Annotated in this window: 16 protein-coding genes and 1 tRNA gene; 2 read left to right on the top strand and 15 right to left on the bottom strand. The window is 39.3% G+C overall.

The window, feature by feature from the left end; translation table 11 throughout:
- Nucleotides 1-8 precede the first annotated feature (8 nt).
- The 4 genes from ED605_RS06380 to yycF are packed head-to-tail and all read right to left on the bottom strand — an operon-like array spanning nt 9 to nt 4,757.
- A complete protein-coding gene (locus ED605_RS06380; protein WP_191981349.1) occupies nt 9-845 on the bottom strand; it encodes a two-component system regulatory protein YycI in 837 nt (278 codons plus the stop codon).
- 16 nt (nt 846-861) lie between these two features.
- Nucleotides 862-2,160 carry a YycH family regulatory protein gene (locus ED605_RS06385; protein WP_121978064.1) on the bottom strand — a complete coding sequence of 433 codons (1,299 nt, stop codon included), beginning with the start codon at nt 2,158-2,160 and terminating at the stop codon, nt 862-864.
- Nucleotides 2,150-4,003 (bottom strand): cell wall metabolism sensor histidine kinase WalK, encoded by a 1,854-nt coding sequence (walK, locus tag ED605_RS06390; RefSeq protein WP_121978065.1) that lies wholly within the window; start codon nt 4,001-4,003, stop codon nt 2,150-2,152. Before walK ends, ED605_RS06385 begins: the two co-directional genes overlap by 11 nt.
- Before the next feature lie 37 nt (nt 4,004-4,040).
- Nucleotides 4,041-4,757, bottom strand: coding sequence for a response regulator YycF (yycF, locus tag ED605_RS06395; RefSeq protein ID WP_121978066.1), 717 nt, complete (start codon nt 4,755-4,757; stop codon nt 4,041-4,043).
- A 231-nt stretch (nt 4,758-4,988) separates the two neighbouring features.
- Between yycF and ED605_RS06400 the strand changes: the two genes are divergently transcribed.
- Nucleotides 4,989-5,061: transfer RNA gene (locus ED605_RS06400), tRNA-Lys, on the top strand.
- A gap of 282 nt (nt 5,062-5,343) precedes the next feature.
- Here ED605_RS06400 and dnaB read toward each other — a convergent pair.
- The 7 genes from dnaB to ED605_RS06435 form a co-directional block, all read right to left on the bottom strand.
- Nucleotides 5,344-6,732: a replicative DNA helicase gene (dnaB, locus tag ED605_RS06405; protein WP_121978067.1), complete on the bottom strand. Its 1,389-nt coding sequence runs from the start codon at nt 6,730-6,732 to the stop codon at nt 5,344-5,346.
- A 120-nt stretch (nt 6,733-6,852) separates the two neighbouring features.
- Entirely contained in the window at nt 6,853-7,305 is a 453-nt protein-coding gene (rplI, locus tag ED605_RS06410; RefSeq protein WP_121978068.1) for a 50S ribosomal protein L9, read from the bottom strand.
- 37 nt (nt 7,306-7,342) lie between these two features.
- On the bottom strand, nt 7,343-9,355 hold the full coding sequence (locus ED605_RS06415) for a DHH family phosphoesterase (RefSeq protein WP_191981350.1): 2,013 nt from the start codon (nt 9,353-9,355) through the stop codon (nt 7,343-7,345).
- Nucleotides 9,356-9,581: 226 nt separating this feature from the next.
- The gene (gene rpsR, locus ED605_RS06420; RefSeq protein ID WP_121978069.1) at nt 9,582-9,818 is read right to left on the bottom strand and encodes a 30S ribosomal protein S18; all 237 of its coding nucleotides are present in this window, start codon (nt 9,816-9,818) and stop codon (nt 9,582-9,584) included.
- A gap of 38 nt (nt 9,819-9,856) precedes the next feature.
- A complete protein-coding gene (gene ssb / locus ED605_RS06425) occupies nt 9,857-10,402 on the bottom strand; it encodes a single-stranded DNA-binding protein (RefSeq protein WP_121978070.1) in 546 nt (181 codons plus the stop codon).
- A gap of 35 nt (nt 10,403-10,437) precedes the next feature.
- Nucleotides 10,438-10,734 carry a 30S ribosomal protein S6 gene (rpsF, locus tag ED605_RS06430; RefSeq protein WP_121978071.1) on the bottom strand — a complete coding sequence of 99 codons (297 nt, stop codon included), beginning with the start codon at nt 10,732-10,734 and terminating at the stop codon, nt 10,438-10,440.
- A 310-nt stretch (nt 10,735-11,044) separates the two neighbouring features.
- Nucleotides 11,045-12,154, bottom strand: a complete 1,110-nt coding sequence (locus ED605_RS06435; RefSeq protein ID WP_121978072.1) for a lactate oxidase — start codon at nt 12,152-12,154, stop codon at nt 11,045-11,047.
- 372 nt (nt 12,155-12,526) lie between these two features.
- Between ED605_RS06435 and ED605_RS06440 the strand changes: the two genes are divergently transcribed.
- On the top strand, nt 12,527-12,943 hold the full coding sequence (locus tag ED605_RS06440) for a hypothetical protein (protein ID WP_121978073.1): 417 nt from the start codon (nt 12,527-12,529) through the stop codon (nt 12,941-12,943).
- A 191-nt stretch (nt 12,944-13,134) separates the two neighbouring features.
- Here ED605_RS06440 and gyrA read toward each other — a convergent pair whose 3' ends face one another.
- The 4 genes from gyrA to yaaA all read right to left on the bottom strand — a co-directional run bounded on the left by gyrA (nt 13,135) and on the right by yaaA (nt 19,049).
- Nucleotides 13,135-15,639 carry a DNA gyrase subunit A gene (gene gyrA / locus ED605_RS06445; protein ID WP_121978074.1) on the bottom strand — a complete coding sequence of 835 codons (2,505 nt, stop codon included), beginning with the start codon at nt 15,637-15,639 and terminating at the stop codon, nt 13,135-13,137.
- Between the two features lie 105 nt (nt 15,640-15,744).
- Nucleotides 15,745-17,688, bottom strand: coding sequence for a DNA topoisomerase (ATP-hydrolyzing) subunit B (gene gyrB, locus ED605_RS06450; RefSeq protein ID WP_121978075.1), 1,944 nt, complete (start codon nt 17,686-17,688; stop codon nt 15,745-15,747).
- Nucleotides 17,689-17,700: 12 nt separating this feature from the next.
- A complete protein-coding gene (gene recF / locus ED605_RS06455) occupies nt 17,701-18,822 on the bottom strand; it encodes a DNA replication/repair protein RecF (protein ID WP_121978076.1) in 1,122 nt (373 codons plus the stop codon).
- Entirely contained in the window at nt 18,819-19,049 is a 231-nt protein-coding gene (gene yaaA, locus ED605_RS06460) for a S4 domain-containing protein YaaA (protein ID WP_191981351.1), read from the bottom strand. The genes recF and yaaA overlap by 4 nt, the downstream gene beginning before the upstream one ends.
- Nucleotides 19,050-19,138 lie beyond the last annotated feature (89 nt).

The raw sequence follows: 19,138 nt of genomic DNA on the forward strand, positions 1-19,138 counted from the left end.
TTCCAACATTAATTAACTCCAGAAATTCCTTGACTATTCTTTAAGTTTTCGTTTGTCTCTTTGATGATGCCCCCGGTAAAGGCATTAATCTTTTTCAACTGCACCTGGGGGGAGTTTTGAGGCTTAATGGCAATGATCCAGGTTGGAATAAAGACTCGGTCGTTATCAATTGACAACAGTTTGGTATAACCGAGTTTTGTCCAAGCAACTTTCGTATTATTGGGAATCTCATTGTATTGATATAACCATATTAAAGCACGAGTTTCCGAAATTGTCTCTGATTTTTCCCGCAAACTTTTAATATCCTGCAAATAAGATTGCGTATAACTTATAATCTGATGGTTGCCATTCAACGTAAATCGAATCTGAGCCTCTGTTGAATACATCAATCCCCCCATTGCTTTTTGAATGTAGACAATGCTTCTGGGAGTTGATAATTCCTTACTATATTGATACTGATCACCAAAGGCCACAAAGGTAGGATCCATCAATAACTTGTCGATTGTTTGCTCTGGATTATTCTGGTCAACCTTAACCGGATTTTTAAACTCACTATCCAGCTCGTACCCGGCATAATGGGGAGTCTGATTCAGCAATTGTCCCATTTGACTGCGTAACGTGTCATTTTGAGTACCGGAAAGGTAATAGGCAAAACTTTTTTTCTTGGAGAGGCCACCTACTTTGATTTGGTCATCCTTCATTTCCTTAACAATTTTTGAATCGGAATCACCCTGTGCCACGTTTTCGGTTTGCATACTCATATTTTGTTCAAACATGCCAAACAAGAAAATATCAATGGCGATAAAGGTAACCAAAAAAATAATTTCGATTCGTTTAAAATTCAAACGGCTCCCCTCCTTTCTACCGGTTAATCAGTGATGTATAGGAGTGCCAGTTGCCTTTATAGTCCACATACCAATCCGGCACTAAATTGACCAGCAACTGCGATGAGTTGTCTCTTCGCCAGCCATAACCAATTTGCAGATTCTGAATATTTTTCTTATGATACCCCTTGCTTATCAGTCGACTAATGACCGTTTCAGTGGTTGGCAATGTACTATACCCCTCATTATTTGGGATCGGGACTTCCGGATTATCCAACGAAAATTGTAATCTTTTGGCATTGGAATTCAAAATCTGAGTTGAAATTGTGCCAAAACCAGTTGTTCTAAAAATCGGGAACCCTTCAACAAAAGTTCGATAAGAAACAATTCTGGAAGCTGGATTGTAATTAAAAAAATGAACACTTTCCAGTGGTAATCCCAAATCAACTAGCTGATTATATGAGTCGCTCAGCACCGATGTTATATGACGTTGATTCTTATTACTTCGAAAGTCGGAAAAGGTGCCAATCCTGGTTCTCGAATTAAACGCCAATTGAAGTGTATTTTGATCACTATACGTCACAACGTTTCGGCGTCGCTTGACCGAAATGCTGCTTTGAGAATCGTGATTGTTAAGCAACCGGCTGACATAGTAATCTTCTGACTGTCGGTCAATCAGATACCTGTACGGTTGAAGCTGGGCCGTTGATTTCACGAATACCATTGGCTGCCCGTTAAATAATTGAAAAGAAGCAGGAATTCTTCTGATGTTCATGTCCAAAACTTGATTCAAACTCTTTAAGCTGTGCTTCTTAACATTAATGCGATAAACAGCGTAGTTTTTATCATTCAACAGATACAAATGGGTAGAATCATTGGTTGGTAAAACAATTCGCGAAACTTGATAATTTGGTAATTTTTTAAATCGGTTATTGGTAAGCTCGTTAATGATCTTAACGGAAACCGGACTAACATAACTCAGCATGATAGAGTCGGGCCGGTTTGCGATTTGAAAATAGGCTTCCTGAGACCGGGTGCTGATTTTTTTAAGATGAACATCTTGATAATCACGCATCGTTTTTTGAATTTCAGTAACTGAATTAACCAACCGATTGACTAAAATGGTTTGGTTTCCATTGCTATCGGTATGGACAGCTTGGGTGGGCGCATAAACGTACCGTTTTGGCTTGGTAATCTCTTCATTTTGCGTATTCTGAGTTGCATTTTGGCGGTTCTTATAGTTGGCAGGGTTGGTCCAAATCACTACTGAGAGTGTCAGACTAATGATAACCGCAATTGTTAATGCGAGTGGTATCAAGTATTTACTAAACCTCATCCCATAAGTCCTCCTCTTCTAGTGGTTCATAAGGCAGCGCAATGTAAAAGGTTGAACCTTTTCCTTCAACACTTTCAGCCCATAATTGGCCATGAAGCGCTTCAACCACCTCTTTGGAAATTGCCAACCCAAGACCACTACCTCCTTGTTGACGAGAACGGGCCTTATCAACTCTGTAGAAGCGATCAAAGATATGAGGGATATCTTTACGTGGAATCCCCAGACCTTGGTCACTGATACTTAAAATGACCTTATTTCGAGTCTCATACAATCGACAGGTAATGACGCCGCCATCCGGTGAATATTTAATTGCATTGTTCATGAGATTATCAAGGACTTGTGTAAAACGATCTGTATCCAAATCAACCCAAAGGTCTCGTTTAGTAAAATACCGCTTAATCGTATACGTTTTTTCAGGATGCTCATCTTTTTTAAGAATCATATCAAACCGATTCAGAACGTAATTAAATAGTTCATTAATATTAACCAGTTCAACTTCCATCTTCTGCGTACCCGAATCCATTCGTGATAATGTCAAAAGATCATTAATCATTCGAATCATTCGATCCGTTTCATCCTGAGTCACTTTTAAAAATTTGGGTGCCAGCTTGGGGTCCTTCCAAGCGCCGTCATGAAGCGCCTCAATATATGAACGAACACTGGTCAACGGTGTTCTTAATTCGTGAGAAACGTTGGAAACGAATTGTTTTCGATCCTGATCGATTCTTTGCTGCTCAGTAATATCCCTTAATACGCAGACCAAACCACTAATAAACCCGGATTCTCGTTGAATTAAAGAAAAATGAGCATGTAAAATCAGACTGTGTTCATCACTTGAAAAATCCAAAATCAATTCATCTGGTTTTTCAAGCAAGTCCCGCAGACTATAGTCTTTTCGAATATCCAAGACATCCAAAATCGACTTTCCCATGGCCTGACTTTCATCAAGGTCAAGAAAGCTGGCAGCAGTTTCATTAATGATAATCACGTTCCCACGGCGATCGGTTGCCAACACGCCATCTGTCATGTTAGCCAACACGGAATCCAGCCGCCGCCGTTCAGATTCGGTTGATTCATGAGATTCCTCAACTCTAACTGACAAATTATTAACAGCACTGGCCAATTGGCCCAATTCGTCATTTCCATAAACATGAACCTGACCTGAGTAATCCCCCCGAGCGATTCGAATGGTTTGCTTCTTCATTTCCTCAATTGGACGGGTAATTGCCCGGGAAATCACAATTGAGATTAATAATCCAAGAATAATCGCAATTGATGCCGCAAACAAAAAGATAACCGTAATACTGTTAATGTTCTTGTACACCTGATCCAGATTAGCTCTTGTATACACAACACCAACCAGGGTGCTGTTATTGCCAGAGCTTTTAATTAATGGTGAGATCAGTGTGTAATAACGGGTATTACTTGAAGAGTCAAACGTTTTTTTCTCAACTTTCTGACTGCTGTAAATGGCGTTTTTAACGTCGTTATCGGTTGTTTTTTGGCCGACTACTGCTTGATTATTAACTTGATTGGTCCCACGAATGGTCCCTTTATTATCAATCACCTGGATTTGAGCCGTATTATCACTGTCAGAATCGTTTAAAATGGTTTTAATTCGTCGATCGGCCAACGTTTTATTGGAACGTGAAAGCTCAGTTATTAATGAATTTTTCACGTATGATTGTAATTGCACCTGACTGGTAAATGTTGCGAGGTTTTGGTGTTCCAACTGCCTCACGAAAACGGCACCAACAATTTCCAAAGTCAGTAACAATACCAATGCAAAAACCAACGCGATCTTAACTTTGATTGATTGGTAAAATTTGATTCGGTTATTCACAACCAGCTAATACCCCTTACTTATCTTTCTCTTAACGTCACTGTTGGTCATTTTCGGGGTTTCTCAAATAATAACCCACTCCACGCCGAGTTACGAGCCAAGTTGGATGACTGGGGCTGTCCTCGACTTTTTCACGTAATCGCCGAACAGTTACGTCAACGGTTCGAACGTCACCAAAATAATCGTAGCCCCAAACGGTCTGCAGTAAGTGTTCTCGAGTCATTACCTGACCAATATGTTGTGCCAGATAATGCAAAAGCTCAAATTCTCGATGAGTTAACTCAATATTTTCCCCTCGTTTAGAAACTGAATAAGCTTCGGGATGAATCACAAGGTCACCAATTTTAATATCCTTATTTTCGTCACCATCATTTGAGTTATTACTTGAAGTTCCCTGACGACGCAAATTGGCTTTAACTCTAGCAACCAGTTCACGGTTGGAGAATGGTTTTGTCACATAATCATCGGCCCCTAATTCAAGCCCCAAAACCTTATCGAGTTCTGAATCCTTGGCCGTTACCATAATGATTGGTGTATCTTTGGTTTTACGAATTTCACGGGCGACCTCAAGTCCATCAATTTTCGGTAACATTAAGTCCAAAATGATGAGGTCGGGATCAACTTCGGTTACTTGTTTTAAAGCTTCTTCACCATCATAGGCAACAAAAACTTCGTAACCTTCCTTTGTTAAATTGAATTTTTCTATGTCGACGATTGGTTTTTCATCGTCTACTACCAATATTTTTTTAGCCATTAACAATGTCTCCTAACATGGATTTCAATATTGTTATTTTTCAAAATTTACACACGCCAACATGATGCTATTATAACACAGTGTCCGATATCGACCGAAATCGACTGGTAAGGCCTGCTTAGGTCTAATTACGTAAAACATTAAATCGTTAACAATACTTTTGCCATGCTGTTAAAAAACCTATTGCAAAAATTTTTTTACCGTGTTATTATATTTAAGTCGGTTAGTGATGGGCAGTTAGCTCAGTTGGTAGAGCAACGGACTCTTAATCCGTGGGTCCAGGGTTCGAGCCCCTGACTGCCCACTAATACGAATCAACCAGCTTTCATGATGTGAATCACATCGTGGTTGCTGGTTTTTTGTTTTAAAATTGAATGGCACCTATTTTTCGGTGCGCCAATATTTCTTTTGATGGTAATAAGTAACGGTCATCTTCTCTGCTAATCAATAGACTAAAATAACTAATAATACTTTACTAATTGGCCATCGTTAAATCAATCAAACCATCCCTTAGCAAAATTTATACATATATCCAAAAAAGACTGAGAGGCTATCATTGTCTCTCAGTCTTTTTTGTATGGTCCCATTAACTGCCTTCTTGAGCGTAGGAAATGGATGAAAACTTATTATATGATTTTACAAACAATAATTTAACCGTTCCTCGAGGGCCCGATCGATTTTTTTCGATAATGACTTCGACTTCACCGACATCATTTTCGTCATCGGTTCCTTGGGCGTCATTATTACTATTATCATCGTCATCATCCCGCTCGTAATAATCATCCCGATACAAAAACGCGACAATATCAGCATCCTGTTCGATAGAGCCGGACTCACGGATATCTGATAATACCGGCCGCTTATCTTGTCGCTGTTCAACCCCACGGGAAAGCTGGGAAAGTGAAATTACCGGAACGTGCAATTCTTTGGCTAATTTTTTTAACTGTCGAGAAATGTAAGAAACTTCCTGCTGACGGTTTTCCTGGTGGCCACCCTCGATTAATTGCAAATAATCAATCACAATTAAACCCAGGTTACCATTTTCCTTAGCTAATCGTCGACATTTAGCCCGAATTTCTGACATCTTAATTCCGGCCGTATCATCAATATAAATGTTTGCTCGAGACAAGCTACCCATTGCGACTACCAGATTTTGCCATTCATCCTCAGTTAATTGGCCGGTTCGCAAATGGTTGGCATTAATGCTGCCTTCCGAACAAAGCATTCGATCAACCAACGATTCCGCACTCATTTCTAAACTAAAAATTGCAACGGTTTTATCTGTCTTAGTCCCGACATTTTGCGCAACATTTAATGCAAATGCCGTTTTACCAACAGCTGGCCGGGCTGCCAAGATCACTAATTCATCATTATGAAGACCGGTAGTAATCTTATCGAGTTCAGGATATCCAGTGGAGAGACCAGTAACGGTTTCCCCCTCCTGAGACAACTCATCGATTTTATTAAACGCTGAGTTTAAAACATCCTTAATAGGTTTAAAGCCTGACTGATTGCGATCTTCCGCCACGCTCATAATATCGCGTTCCGCGTTATCCAACACGGTGGTGACATCATCATCTGTATTATAACCAGTCGTCACAATATTTGTCGCAGTTTGAATTAAACGCCTTAAGATCGCTTTATCTTTAACAATTTTGGCATAATAACTCGCATTGGCAGCGGTCGGCACCGCATTAGCCAATTCAGTAATATATTCATACCCGCCAACATCATCCAGATTGTTCTGATCCTTAAGCGTATCTGTAACGGTAATACCATCAACAGCTTGATCACGATCGTTTAATTCTACCATCGCTTTAAAAATAATTTGATGGGAATGTTTGTAAAAATCACTTGGATCCAAGTACTCCATTGCATCGATCAATGCGTCAGTACTAAGAAAAATGGATCCCAATACCGCTTTTTCAGCTTCGATATTTTGTGGCGGTACTTGACTTATTAAATCATTGTTCATTAATTTTCACCAATTTAATCTTAAATCCAGATTGATAAAAGCCATCATTCAAATAAAAGAAACTGGAGACAAATGATTTCAATCGCTTTGTTTCCAGTTCATTCGGCGCATCTATCAATTTTATTTTTCTGATACGTGTACCCTAATTCGAGCCGTAACATCTGAGTGCAATTTGACGGGGACATTTGTATATCCGGCAACCTTGATTGGTTCTGCCAATTCAATTTTGCGTTTATCGAGCTTAATGCCAAATTGTTTATCCAAAGCGGAAGCAATCTGCTTACTTGGAATTGAACCAAACAATCGGCCATCAGTCCCAGACTTAGCTTTTAATTCGACAACTGTTTTATCATCTTCCAGCTTTGTCTTTACGGCTTGTGCTTCCGCCAACTCTTCTTCTTCGCGCTTCTTTTCAGCACGTTGTTGCCCCTTCAACTGGCTCATTGCCTGGCGGGAGGCGACTTTTGCTTTACCGTTTTTAATCAGAAAGTTTTGAGCATAGCCGTCTGGAACTTCTTTAACTTCACCGCGTTTACCTTTACCACGGACGTCTTCTAGAAAAATCACTTTCACAACAGATCACTCCTACTATCCTCAAAATTTATTTTCTTTATTCATTATCTTCGATATAGTCGATCGTTTCAAGCAGTAATTGTTTAACTTCGGCAATCGATTTATTTTCAATTTGGGTGGCCCCACTGGAAAGGTGGCCACCGCCACCCATTCGCTCCATGATAATTTGGACATTGATTGACCCGGTGCTGCGTGCCGAAACGCCAATTTTACCATCAGAACGTTTGGTAATAATAAATGATGCATCGACTCCAGACATTGTTAATAGGGAGTCACAAGCTTGAGCCGCTGTTACCGGATCGTATACTCGATCCTCTTCACCAACAATCATCGCCATATCTTTATGGAAAAATTCAACCATCGAAATAAGATGATTTCGCTGCAAATAATTATCAATATTTTCTTTCATCAATTGCTGCATCTCGGTTGAATCAGCTCCGGCAGAACGAAGATAGCTGGCTGCATCAAAGGTTCTGGTTCCAGTGCGCATTGAGAAGGATTGCGTATCGATAAAGATCCCGGTCAACATTGCCGTGGCCTCAATTCGATTGATCGGTTCTTCCTCATGTGGCTGATATTCAAACATTTCCGTAATTAACTCACACGTTGAAGAAGCGTAGGGTTCAATATAAACCAACATTGGATTTTCGGGAAATTCTTCACCTCGTCTATGATGGTCAATAATGACGACTTTTTGGGTCATTCGTTGATACAGATCAGGTGAAATACTAATCGACGGTTTAGAATGGTCCACCATGATTAGCAGACTGCTATCGGTTACTTTGGCCAAGGCCTCTGAAGGCGTAATAATTGAATCACTGATTTCCGGATACTTCTTAGAAGCTTCCAGTAGCCGTTGAATATCGGAGTGAACTTTTTCTTTATCCAAAACAATCCAACATTTTTTATTATTCATCTGGGCAATCCGTCTAATGCCCATGCAAGCCCCCAAGGAGTCCATATCTGGCCGTGTATGCCCTTGAACAAAGATCTGGTCAGCATCACCCATTAATTCATTTAATGCTTGAGAAATCATCCGAGCACGAACACGGGTCCGCTTCTCCATCGGGTTAGTTTTGCCCCCGTAAAATCGGGCTGTTCCATCAAGGGATTTTACAACAACCTGATCTCCACCACGACCAAGTGCCAAATCAAGGTTGCTTTGTGCCTGATCAGCTAAGCTGTTAAGGTCATCTTCACCATACGAGATCCCGATACTCAGGGTCAACGGGAAATTTTGTTTTGATGTACTTTCACGCACGATATCAAGAATGTTGAATTTATCATTTTCAATTGCTGTTAATGACTTTGCGTAAGCGAGTAAGAAGAAGTGGTCATCATCAATTTGTTTTAAGTACATCCCGTACTTCTTAGACCAGGTTGCCAATTCATTAGTGACATAGTTGCTTAAATTGGAAATTTCCTGGTCCGTCATTGATTGCGTAATTTCGTCGTAATTATCTAAAAAGATTTGACCGACAGAAATCTGTTCTTCTTCATAACGCTCTTCTAGATTTGCGTAACGTGTAATATCAAGCATATAAATTGAATGATATTCACTTTGAATCAGCATGGTAAATTTATGTTCACGCCAAGTTACGGTATGAAATTCATCCGATTCTTCATATTTCATGATTAGTTGCTGCAAATCATGATCAACATCTTCGATCCGTTTTCCAAGGATGTTTTCATTGTTAAAATACCGTGTTAAATAGGGGTTGGTCCATTCTATCAAACCATCCGCATTTAAAATCATCACACCAATTGGCATTTCCAATAGACTTTCTTGCTCACCACGATGGATTCTGTAAGAAAGATCAGAAATGTATTGATTTGTATCTGTACTCATTTCGTTCATCATCACAATTGTATAAATCAAGCCTAAAACGCTAATGACAATCAAAATGGCAGAAACAACGATATTATATAAAAATGAAATGACGATGCCGTAAATCACAATCAGTGCAATAAACAACATGATTCGCCGCAAACGACGATTATGAATAAATGGCGGTAATTCACCACTACTATGAGAAAACCAATTTTTCATTTTTTATCCTCTTGAATTACTATGCTTAATGTTTTTATTTTAACATAAAATAAAGTTTAAATTTTTATGAAGAATTCATTTCAGCGATTTTTCCGACGATTTAATCAATTAAACTTCATCATAAAAATCCAACATTAACCATTCATCATCTAAAAAATGAGCCAAACATATAAAATAAAGGTCCAGATAAAACCGAAGTTTCATCCAGACCTCCTAATATACTTGATTAGTCTTCAGCAACGAAAGGCATTAAGCCCATAATTCGTGCTCGTTTAATAGCAATTGTTAATTTACGCTGATTTTTAGCACTTGTTCCAGTAACACGACGAGGAAGGATCTTTCCCCGTTCTGAAACAAATCGCTTCAACAAATCAACATCTTTGTAGTCGATATAATCGATGTGATTAGCAGCGATAAAATCAACTTTACGGCGACGACGGCCGCCACGTCTTTGTTGAGCCATGTTAATTCCTCCTCATAAAAAATTCGTTACCGTTCAATTTAGAATGGTAAATCGTCATCGGAAATATCAATCGAATCACCTGAGTTGGCAAATGGATCATTCGGGTTACCCTGATTACCATTGTTGCCATTCCCACTGCTGGCACTACCAGCATTAGCATTCCCGTTTCCATTCGAATTGTTATCAAATGGATTACCGTTATTTCCGTTATTTTGTTGAGGAGCATTACCGTTTTGCTGATTATTTGCATTATTGTTTCGTGCTGAACGCGGTTCAAGTAATGCAAAATTATCGACAACAACTTCAGTCACATAAACTCGGTTGCCTTGTTGATTTTCGTAATTCCGTGTTTGGATACGACCATCAATTCCAACAAGAGATCCTTTGTGAACAAAGTTGGCAAAATTCTCAGCGGATTTACGCCAGATGACACAGTTAATGAAATCAGCCTCTCGTTCACCATTACGATTGGTAAACGACCGATCTACTGCTAACGAGAAAGTACCAACAGCCGTTCCGCTCTGTGTGTATCGTAAATCAACATCACGGGTTAGGCGTCCCGTTAAAACTGCTCGATTAAGCATGCTGAATCTGCTCCTCTCATAGTTAGAATGATTAATTAGTCATCGCGGACAACGATCATATGACGTAAAATATCGTCATTGATCTTTGATAGACGATCAAATTCATTTAAAGGCGTATCACTATCACTCGTTAAAGTAATAACGTGATAAGTGCCTTCGTTGTAGCCACCGATTTCGTATGCGAAACGGCGTTTTGACCAGTCTTTTGAATCAAGAATCTTAGCACCATTGTCTGTGACGATCTTGTCAAATCGTTCGACAAGTGAAGACTTGGCATCTTCTTCGATATCAGGACGAATGATGTAAGTGATTTCGTATTTCTTTTCTTCCATGATTGCACCTCCTTATGGGCTTATGGCTCCCTTCCTGAGAGCAAGGAGAGTTTCTGCTTTTACTCAGATACTCACAAATAAGTATGTTAACATGTTTCCGTCAAAACATCAATACGCCTAAGTTGTTGATTTACGGTACACTTATTATATACGGTAAGTGTTACCCTTTTTCTTGAAGGGTACAAAAAGATTATTTTTTAAATGATAAACGCCCTGGTGAAATTAAACGTTTCAAATTTCACCAGGGCGTTTACCATTTATATACTTGCTTGACTTTTATGACTGTTTCTCAATCAAGGCTTTATTAATTTCAATAATGCAAATTAAGCAATTTAGCTTTTTTAACATCTTCAATTGTCTTAGTTCCAGCTAACTGCATAATGATTTCTAATTCATGATCAAGATGCTCAAATACTGATTGAACGCCTTCAGCACCTCCAAGAGCCAAGCCATAAATCACCGGCCGACCGATTCCAACTAAATCAGCACCGGATGCAAGAGCTTTAAAGACATCTGAACCACGCCGAACACCAGAATCAAAAATAATCGGGACCTTACCGTTAACAGCTTTGGCGACGTCTTCCAAAACATCAAACGAGGCGGGACCACCATTTAATTGACGGCCACCATGGTTGGATACATAAATGCCAGCAGCCCCAGCACCGATCGCATATAATGCATCTTCTGGCGATTCAATTCCCTTTACAATAACGGGTAGATCCGTGTAATCAGCAATTCTAGCTATGTCATCCGGACCAATTTTTTGAGCTGCAGATGCGTAAATTTCAGCAATTCCTTTTCCTTGGCCATCGCCTTCACTATATTTGGTCAAATTAGCCATCGGAATTGGAAATTGGAAGTTATTGATAATATCAGCTTCCCGATAGCCATCCACCGTTGCGTCAACTGTCAGGATAATTCCTTTAACACCGGCGGCTTTAGCTTCATCCAACAATGCTTCATTGAAGTCCCAATCGTCACTCATATATAACTGGAAAAATTGTGGTGCGCCATTTCCAGCAGCTGCAGTATCGGCAATTGATGTTGAAGAATAAGTACTCTGAGCCATTAAACCACCAACTGCAGCCACGCCCTTCGCTGTATCAACTTCGCCTTTAACATGAGCTAATCCTTGGGCAGCAGCCGGTACCATAAAAACAGGTGTTTTTAATGGCAAGCCAAAGACATTGGTATCCAATTCAGGTTTTTCAATATTAGTCAATGCCCGTGGAACAATTTGTTTGTGTGTAAATGCCTGTCGATTAGCCCGCAGTGTCCATTCATCTTCAGAACCACCAGAGATATAGCCAAAGCCACCGGTTGGGATAATTTCCTTAGCCTGTTTTTCCAACTGGTCCAAGTTTAATATGTCAAGACTATTTTCGTTTTCGTTTTGTTTGTAACCATTCACAATCGCCATTTTAAAGTTCCTCCAAAATTATTCTTAAGTTATTAGTCTTACAATATCACTTACAAAAAGTAAGTCAACGATTTACACTAACAATTTTTAAATAAAACAGAACGGCAGTGTCAGGGGGCCGATTAACTCAACTTTTCGATCATATTGATTTATATGAAGATGGCACGATTGATTTTCAATTTTCCTATCTGTTAAGGCCACTGTTGTTTGACCTTAAAAAAGAACTTTTACTCACTGCGATTGTCAGAGTTAGCCACTATTTGATCAAAGTATAGTTTCGTTCTCTTGAAACTGCTGGAAGCTCGACTAATTTCTAAAACTATCATTACTGTATCTTTTCAGCTATAATCAATTCGAAAAGAGGGGACTTGAATGAAAAAAAGAATTCTGTTAACTATAATTTTGAGTGTCTTTATGATTAGCTTTATACTCCCAGTCACAACTATGTCTGTATCGGCACAACAACGAATCGTTCTTAAATCGGGGTGGAAGGTCATTAAGGGAAGAGCCTATCCAGGAATCCCTTATCATGCTAAAAACCCAAAAAAGAGTGCTATTCTTTGGAATACACCAACAGTTAGCAAACATTCCAACCTAAATAAGTATCCATATGAAACCTGGAATGTGGTTGTTGTTTGGGTTCTCCAAAAGGGCTCTAAAAAACGGGTATACTACCAAGTTGATGGTCAACACGACACCGGTTGGGTTTGGCGTGGCTATTTGACGAAAGGACATAATCCTAACGAATCTAAAGGTAATAATCCAAATCAATTACCAGAAGATGACTAATTTTAAAACCAGCTAGCACAAAGAGGCTGGGACATAAGGGTGTCACTCAAATTTTGATCTATATTAAAAATAAAATCCCATGTAATCAACAATTTATCATGCTGATTACACGGGATTCCTTTGATTTGCGACCATTTTTCGACTTATGTCCCGGCCACTAACTTGAATTAAATTCTTTTATCTTGAACAGCTTATTGATTATCAGATGTAGATTGATCATCAGTTTGTTGTTCATTTTCAGTTGTTTGTTTTTCAACCTTAGCCATTGTCGATACCTTGGAATCCTCATCAATCTTAATTAAATGAACTCCCAAGGTTGCCCGACCGGTTTGCGAAACATCTTCAATTCCAAACCGAATCATGACCCCTTTATCGGTGATTAACATAATGTCCTCGTTACCATTAACCGTTGTTAAGCCGGCAAGTGGACCATTCTTTTTAGTGATATTGGCTGTTTTAACACCTTTACCACCTCGACCCTTAATTGGGTAATCAGCTGCCGGTGTTCGCTTTCCAAATCCCTTTTCCGAAATCACAAAGACCTCATTATCAGGCTTTAAAACATCTGCACCGACAACATAATCATGATCCCGTAATCGAATGCCTCGGACACCGGTTGCAGAGCGGCCCATTGATCGAACATCTGAAGCATTAAAACTCATTGCATATCCTAAATGAGTCCCAATAATAATATTTTGATCCGGGTCAATAATCAGCGCATTGATTAATTGATCGCCATCTTTAAGATGAATGGCAATCAAACCATTACTTCGAATATTTGCAAATTCAGAAACCGGTGTTCGCTTAACAGTACCATCTAGCGTCACAAACAATAGATCTTTCTGAACGTCATTCTTACGATCAGAAATATTAATGACCGCTTCAATCTTTTCGCCGGAATTAATGTTCAACAGGTTAACAATTGGAATTCCCTTGGCTGATCGCCCATACTCAGGAATTTCATAACCTTTCATTCGATATACTTTTCCGGCATCCGTAAAGAATAGTAAAACATCATGAGTCGACGTTGAAACTAATTGTTCCACAAAATCATCATTGTGGACACCCATTCCTTGGACGCCACGGCCACCGCGGTTTTGAGCTTTGAATTCAGTTGTTGGTAACCGTTTGATATAGCCGTTGTGAGTTAGTGAAACGATCACGTCTTCTTCTTCAATTAAATCTTCATCTTCTAGGCTCAAAACTTCACCGACTAGAAGTTCAGTTCGTCTCGGATCACCAAATTTCTTTTGGATTTCCAATAATTCCTCATAAATGATTTGGTTGATCCGATCACGACTCGCTAAAATGGCTTTGAAGTTTTCAATATCTTTCATCAATTGATTATATTCTTTATCAATCTTCTCACGTTCCAAACCAGTTAAACGAACCAGTCGCATGTCCAGAATAGCTTGGGCTTGCTTATCGCTCAAACCAAATCCTTCAATCAATTGGTTCTTAGCAATTTCACCGGTTTGCGACCCACGAATAATCTTAATAATTTCATCAATATGATCAAGGGCAATTCTTAAGCCTTCCAAAATATGAGCTCTAGCTTGCGCTTTTTTTAACTCATATTTGGTTCTCCTGGTAATTACTTCAACTTGGTGTTCCAAGTAGTACTGAAGGATTTCTTTCAAGCTTAAAATCCGTGGTGTTCCTTTTACAATTGCTAACATGTTAAAACTAAACGATGTTTGCATTAATGTAAGTTTGTACAAATTATTTAAAATGACTTCCGCACTGGCATCCCGACGAACATCAATAACAACTCGCAGACCTTCTCGATCTGACTCATCATTAATATCCGTGATGCCTTCAATCCGTTTATCTCTGGCTAATTCAGCGATTCGTTCAATTAACTTGGCTTTGTTAACCATGTAAGGCAATTCAGTAGCAATAATCCGTTGCTTGCCGTTAGCTTCACCTTCAATTTCTACTTTTGCCCGTAAAATAATTGTCCCGCGGCCAGTCTGATAAGCCTTGCGAATTCCTGATTTACCCATTACCACTCCACCAGTTGGAAAATCAGGTCCTGGCAGGACTTCCATTAAGTCTGCAGTTGTTGCTTCGGGATTATTCATCAAAACGTGAATTGCACTAATAACTTCTGATAAATTATGAGGTGGAATATTGGTAGCCATTCCAACCGCAATGCCGGAGGCCCCATTTACCAATAAATTGGGGAATCTAGATGGTAAGACACTTGGTTCGCGTTCAGTCCCATCATAGTTTGGAACAAAGTCGATTGTGTCTTTGTTAATATCCCGTAGCATTTCCATCGCAATTTTGCTTAATCGAGCTTCCGTGTAACGCATAGCGGCAGCTCCGTCACCATCGACTGAACCAAAGTTACCATGGCCATCTACTAACATGTAACGATAACTAAAGGGTTGAGCCATTCGGACCATTGATTCGTAAACAGCCGTATCACCGTGTGGATGATATTTTCCAAGAACATCCCCAACAATTCTGGCTGACTTTTTATAGGGTTTATCAGGGGTCACTCCCAGTTCATTCATATCATACAAGATTCGTCGATGAACCGGTTTTAATCCATCACGAACGTCTGGAAGTGCTCGTGAAACAATCACACTCATCGCATAATCCAAAAAAGACGTGCGCATTTTCTTGGATAAATCGACATTAGTTATTCGACCAGGAAAATCTCCATTTTGGTTGGTTTCATTAGCCAAACTTTTTTACCTCCATTCAAAATTAAGGAACCCAAATGTTTCATATGAAACATTTAAGCAGTTAAACGAGTCTTATTTCTTTGCTTATCATTTTGTTTTTTAACTTTATACATCCAGGTTTTCAACAAATGTCGCGTTTTTTTCGATAAATTCACGTCTTGGTTCAACCTTATCGCCCATTAACATGGAGAAAACATGATTAGCTTCTGCCGCATCTGATGATTCAACTCTTAATAAATGGCGATTTTCAGGATTCATAGTCGTTTCCCAAAGTTGCTCAGCATCCATTTCACCCAATCCTTTATATCGTTGAATAACCGGTTTTGGTGATGGCTGAAGCGTCCCTAAAAATTGGTTAAGGTCTTCGTCTGAATCAATGTACCGCTGCATCTTACCTTGTCGAACCTGGTATAGCGGTGGTTGGGCAACATAAACATATCCGGCGTCAATTAAGGGCCGCATATAGCGATAAATCAGTGTCAGCAACAACGTTTGAATATGGGCCCCATCAACATCCGCATCGGTCATGATAATCAACTTGTGATAATTGACTTTGGATAGATCAAAATCTTCACCAAAACCTGTCCCCATTGCGGTAAAGAGCGACCGGATTTCTTCGTTAGCTAAGATTCGATCCATGCTGGCTTTTTCAACGTTCAAAATTTTACCACGAATTGGTAAAATGGCTTGCGTTAATCTTGAGCGTCCCTGCTTAGCAGAGCCACCGGCGGAATCACCCTCGACAATGAACAATTCCGAGATATTTGGATCCTTACTCGTGTTATCGGCAAGTTTACCGGGTAAGTTACTGATTTCCAAACCACTTTTACGCCTGGTAACTTCTCGAGCCCGCTTGGCAGCAGATCTTGCCTTGGACGCTAATAACCCACGATCAACAATTTTTCTTGCTAATTTAGGATTTTCCATTAAGAATTTTGAAAAATGGTCACTAAAAATTCGATCCGTTGCCGTCCGGGCATCCGAATTTCCAAGCTTGGTTTTGGTCTGACCTTCAAATTGAGGATCGGGATGCTTGATACTAACAACCGCCGTGGTTCCCTCACGGACATCTTCTCCAGAAAGGTTAGCCTCATTATCCTTAAGCAAATTGTTTTTTCGAGCGTAGTCATTTACCACTCGAGTTAAAGCTCGTTTGAAGCCTTCTTCATGAGTACCGCCTTCATACGTATGAATATTATTTGTGAAGGTCATTAATGTACTATGATAATCTTCAGAATAATCAATGGCGACTTCAACCGTAATACCATTTTCAACGCCTTCAACGTAGATTGGTTCCTTGAGCAATGTTTCTTTATCTTTATCAAGGTACTCAACGTAATGACGAATACCGCCTTCGTAAAGGAAGTCTTGTTCAGTTGGCTTCTCAGGTCTCAAATCTCGAATGATAATTCGTAACCCTTTATTCAAAAAGGCTAACTCTCTTAGCCGAGCTGTTAAAATTTTAATATCAAAAGTCGTGGTTTCTCTAAAGATATCCGGATCAGGCAAGAAATGTACTTTGGTCCCATGTAAATCATCTGATACATGATCAATTACTTTCATTTTGGTCGTGACGTGTCCACGAGAAAAATCCATGTAATAAACTTTGCCGTTTCGAGTAACCGAGACATCTAACTCTTTAGAAAGCGCGTTAACAACTGACGCACCTACCCCGTGTAAGCCGCCGGAAACTTTATAGCCGCCACCGCCAAATTTTCCACCTGCATGAAGAATTGTATAAACGGTTTCCAGAGCCGGTTTGCCGGTTTTCTTTTGAATATCAACCGGAATACCGCGACCGTCATCAGTAACTGTGATGCTATTATCTTTTTCAACCGTAACCGTAATTTTAGTGGCAAAGCCAGCTAATGCTTCATCAATTCCGTTATCAACAATTTCCCATACAAGATGGTGCAGGCCTTGTGAGGAAGTCGTTCCAATGTACATTCCTGGACGTTTACGAACCGCTTCCAGGCCTTCAAGAACTTGAATTTGACTGGCATCATATTCATTTGCAAGTTCTTTTTTAGTTTCTTTTTGATCAGCCATACTTTATCTCCTTTACGATTCTTCCAAGCTAACTTTACCGTTTGTAATTTTAAATATTTTTGGATTACTGAGTAGTTCTTGTTGAACATCACTTAAGCTCGTTGTTGTTAAAAATGTTTGAACTTTATTTTGAATAGCTGTTAGTAAATGGGTCTGTCGATAAGCATCCAATTCAGACAAAACGTCATCTAAAAGTAAAATTGGATATTCGTTTGTTTGCTCTTTCATTAAATCAATTTCCGCTAATTTAACAGAAAGCGCCGTAGTCCGTTGTTGGCCTTGTGACCCAAATGACTGAACTTCCTTTTGGTTAATAGCAAATTTAAGATCGTCGCGATGAGGTCCCAAAAGTGTTGTTCCGCGTTGAATCTCTTTTTCTTTAATATCAGAAAACTTGCTTAACAGGCTGTGATAAATTGATTCAACAGAGACTAGCTGCTTATTTGAAACAGCCGTTTGATAGACAAAAGTCAATTGCTCTTTCCCTTGAGATATTTCTGTGTGGATGATTTTAGCAAAGTGCTCCAGTTTTCTTAGTAGTTTAATTCGCTGATAAATGATTTCGGCACCATAGGCGGATAATTGATCTGATAGAACATCCAGAAAGATTCTATCTGATTGAGCTTTATGCTGAAGATCCCGTAAATATCGGTTTCGCTGTTTTAAGATTTTTTTGTATTGAGCAGAATTATATAAATAGCGATTACTCATTTGCCCAAATTCCATATCCATGAATTTACGCCGAATCTGTGGAGCACCCTTAACGATAGATAAATCTTCGGGTGCAAATAAGATGACATTTAATTGACCAACATAGCTGGATAATTTTGCCTGTTCTAAATGATTCACTTTGGCTCGTTTTCCCTTAAGGCCAAGGTCCAGTTCAATTGGTACCTTTCCCAGCTGTTTTTGAATAGTGCCTTTTAACTGCGCTGTTTGGCTTTGCCAATTGATCAGCTCTTTTTCATTTGATGTTCGATGACTTCTAGTCAGCGCTAATACATATATAGCTTCAAGTAAATTTGTCTTGCCCTGTGCATTTTTACCTAAGAAAACGTTAATTCCTGCAGAAAATTTAAGTGATTGATCAATGTAATTACGAAAATTACGTAATGAAATGTCTTCCAATCTCATTTAGAACCCTGCTTTGAGCGAATAAAAAATAAGCCGACCTTTGGAATTTCCACATGATCGCCTGCATAGAGCTTACGGCCCCGGCGGTTATCCGGTTCATCGTTAACATTAACGACGTGTTCTTTTAAGTACCATTTTGCTTGGCCGCCACTATCAATAACTGATTCTTCTTTAAGTAATTGACCAAGTGTTATATAAGGTCTATCAATGAAAATCTCTTTTTTCACAATTTCACCCACCTTTTGCACATATCTATTATACGCTTTTTTCGTTTAAAAGTATATGATCTTGGGGGTTTATATGCATTCTGAGCTGT

Source organism: Lentilactobacillus raoultii (assembly GCF_900411375.1).
Classification (GTDB): domain Bacteria; phylum Bacillota; class Bacilli; order Lactobacillales; family Lactobacillaceae; genus Lentilactobacillus; species Lentilactobacillus raoultii.

Excerpts from the sequence above, each read along its gene's own strand:
- ED605_RS06385 (WP_121978064.1), bottom strand. The coding sequence starts at position 2,160 with ATGAGGTTTAGTAAATACTTGATACCACTCGCATTAACAATTGCGGTT.
- yycF (WP_121978066.1), bottom strand. The coding sequence starts at position 4,757 with ATGGCTAAAAAAATATTGGTAGTAGACGATGAAAAACCAATCGTCGAC.
- dnaB (WP_121978067.1), bottom strand. The coding sequence starts at position 6,732 with ATGAACAATGATTTAATAAGTCAAGTACCGCCACAAAATATCGAAGCT.
- ED605_RS06415 (WP_191981350.1), bottom strand. The coding sequence starts at position 9,355 with ATGAAAAATTGGTTTTCTCATAGTAGTGGTGAATTACCGCCATTTATT.
- rpsR (WP_121978069.1), bottom strand. The coding sequence starts at position 9,818 with ATGGCTCAACAAAGACGTGGCGGCCGTCGTCGCCGTAAAGTTGATTTT.
- ssb (WP_121978070.1), bottom strand. The coding sequence starts at position 10,402 with ATGCTTAATCGAGCAGTTTTAACGGGACGCCTAACCCGTGATGTTGAT.
- rpsF (WP_121978071.1), bottom strand. The coding sequence starts at position 10,734 with ATGGAAGAAAAGAAATACGAAATCACTTACATCATTCGTCCTGATATC.
- ED605_RS06435 (WP_121978072.1), bottom strand. The coding sequence starts at position 12,154 with ATGGCGATTGTGAATGGTTACAAACAAAACGAAAACGAAAATAGTCTT.
- ED605_RS06440 (WP_121978073.1), top strand. The coding sequence starts at position 12,527 with ATGAAAAAAAGAATTCTGTTAACTATAATTTTGAGTGTCTTTATGATT.
- gyrB (WP_121978075.1), bottom strand. The coding sequence starts at position 17,688 with ATGGCTGATCAAAAAGAAACTAAAAAAGAACTTGCAAATGAATATGAT.
- recF (WP_121978076.1), bottom strand. The coding sequence starts at position 18,822 with ATGAGATTGGAAGACATTTCATTACGTAATTTTCGTAATTACATTGAT.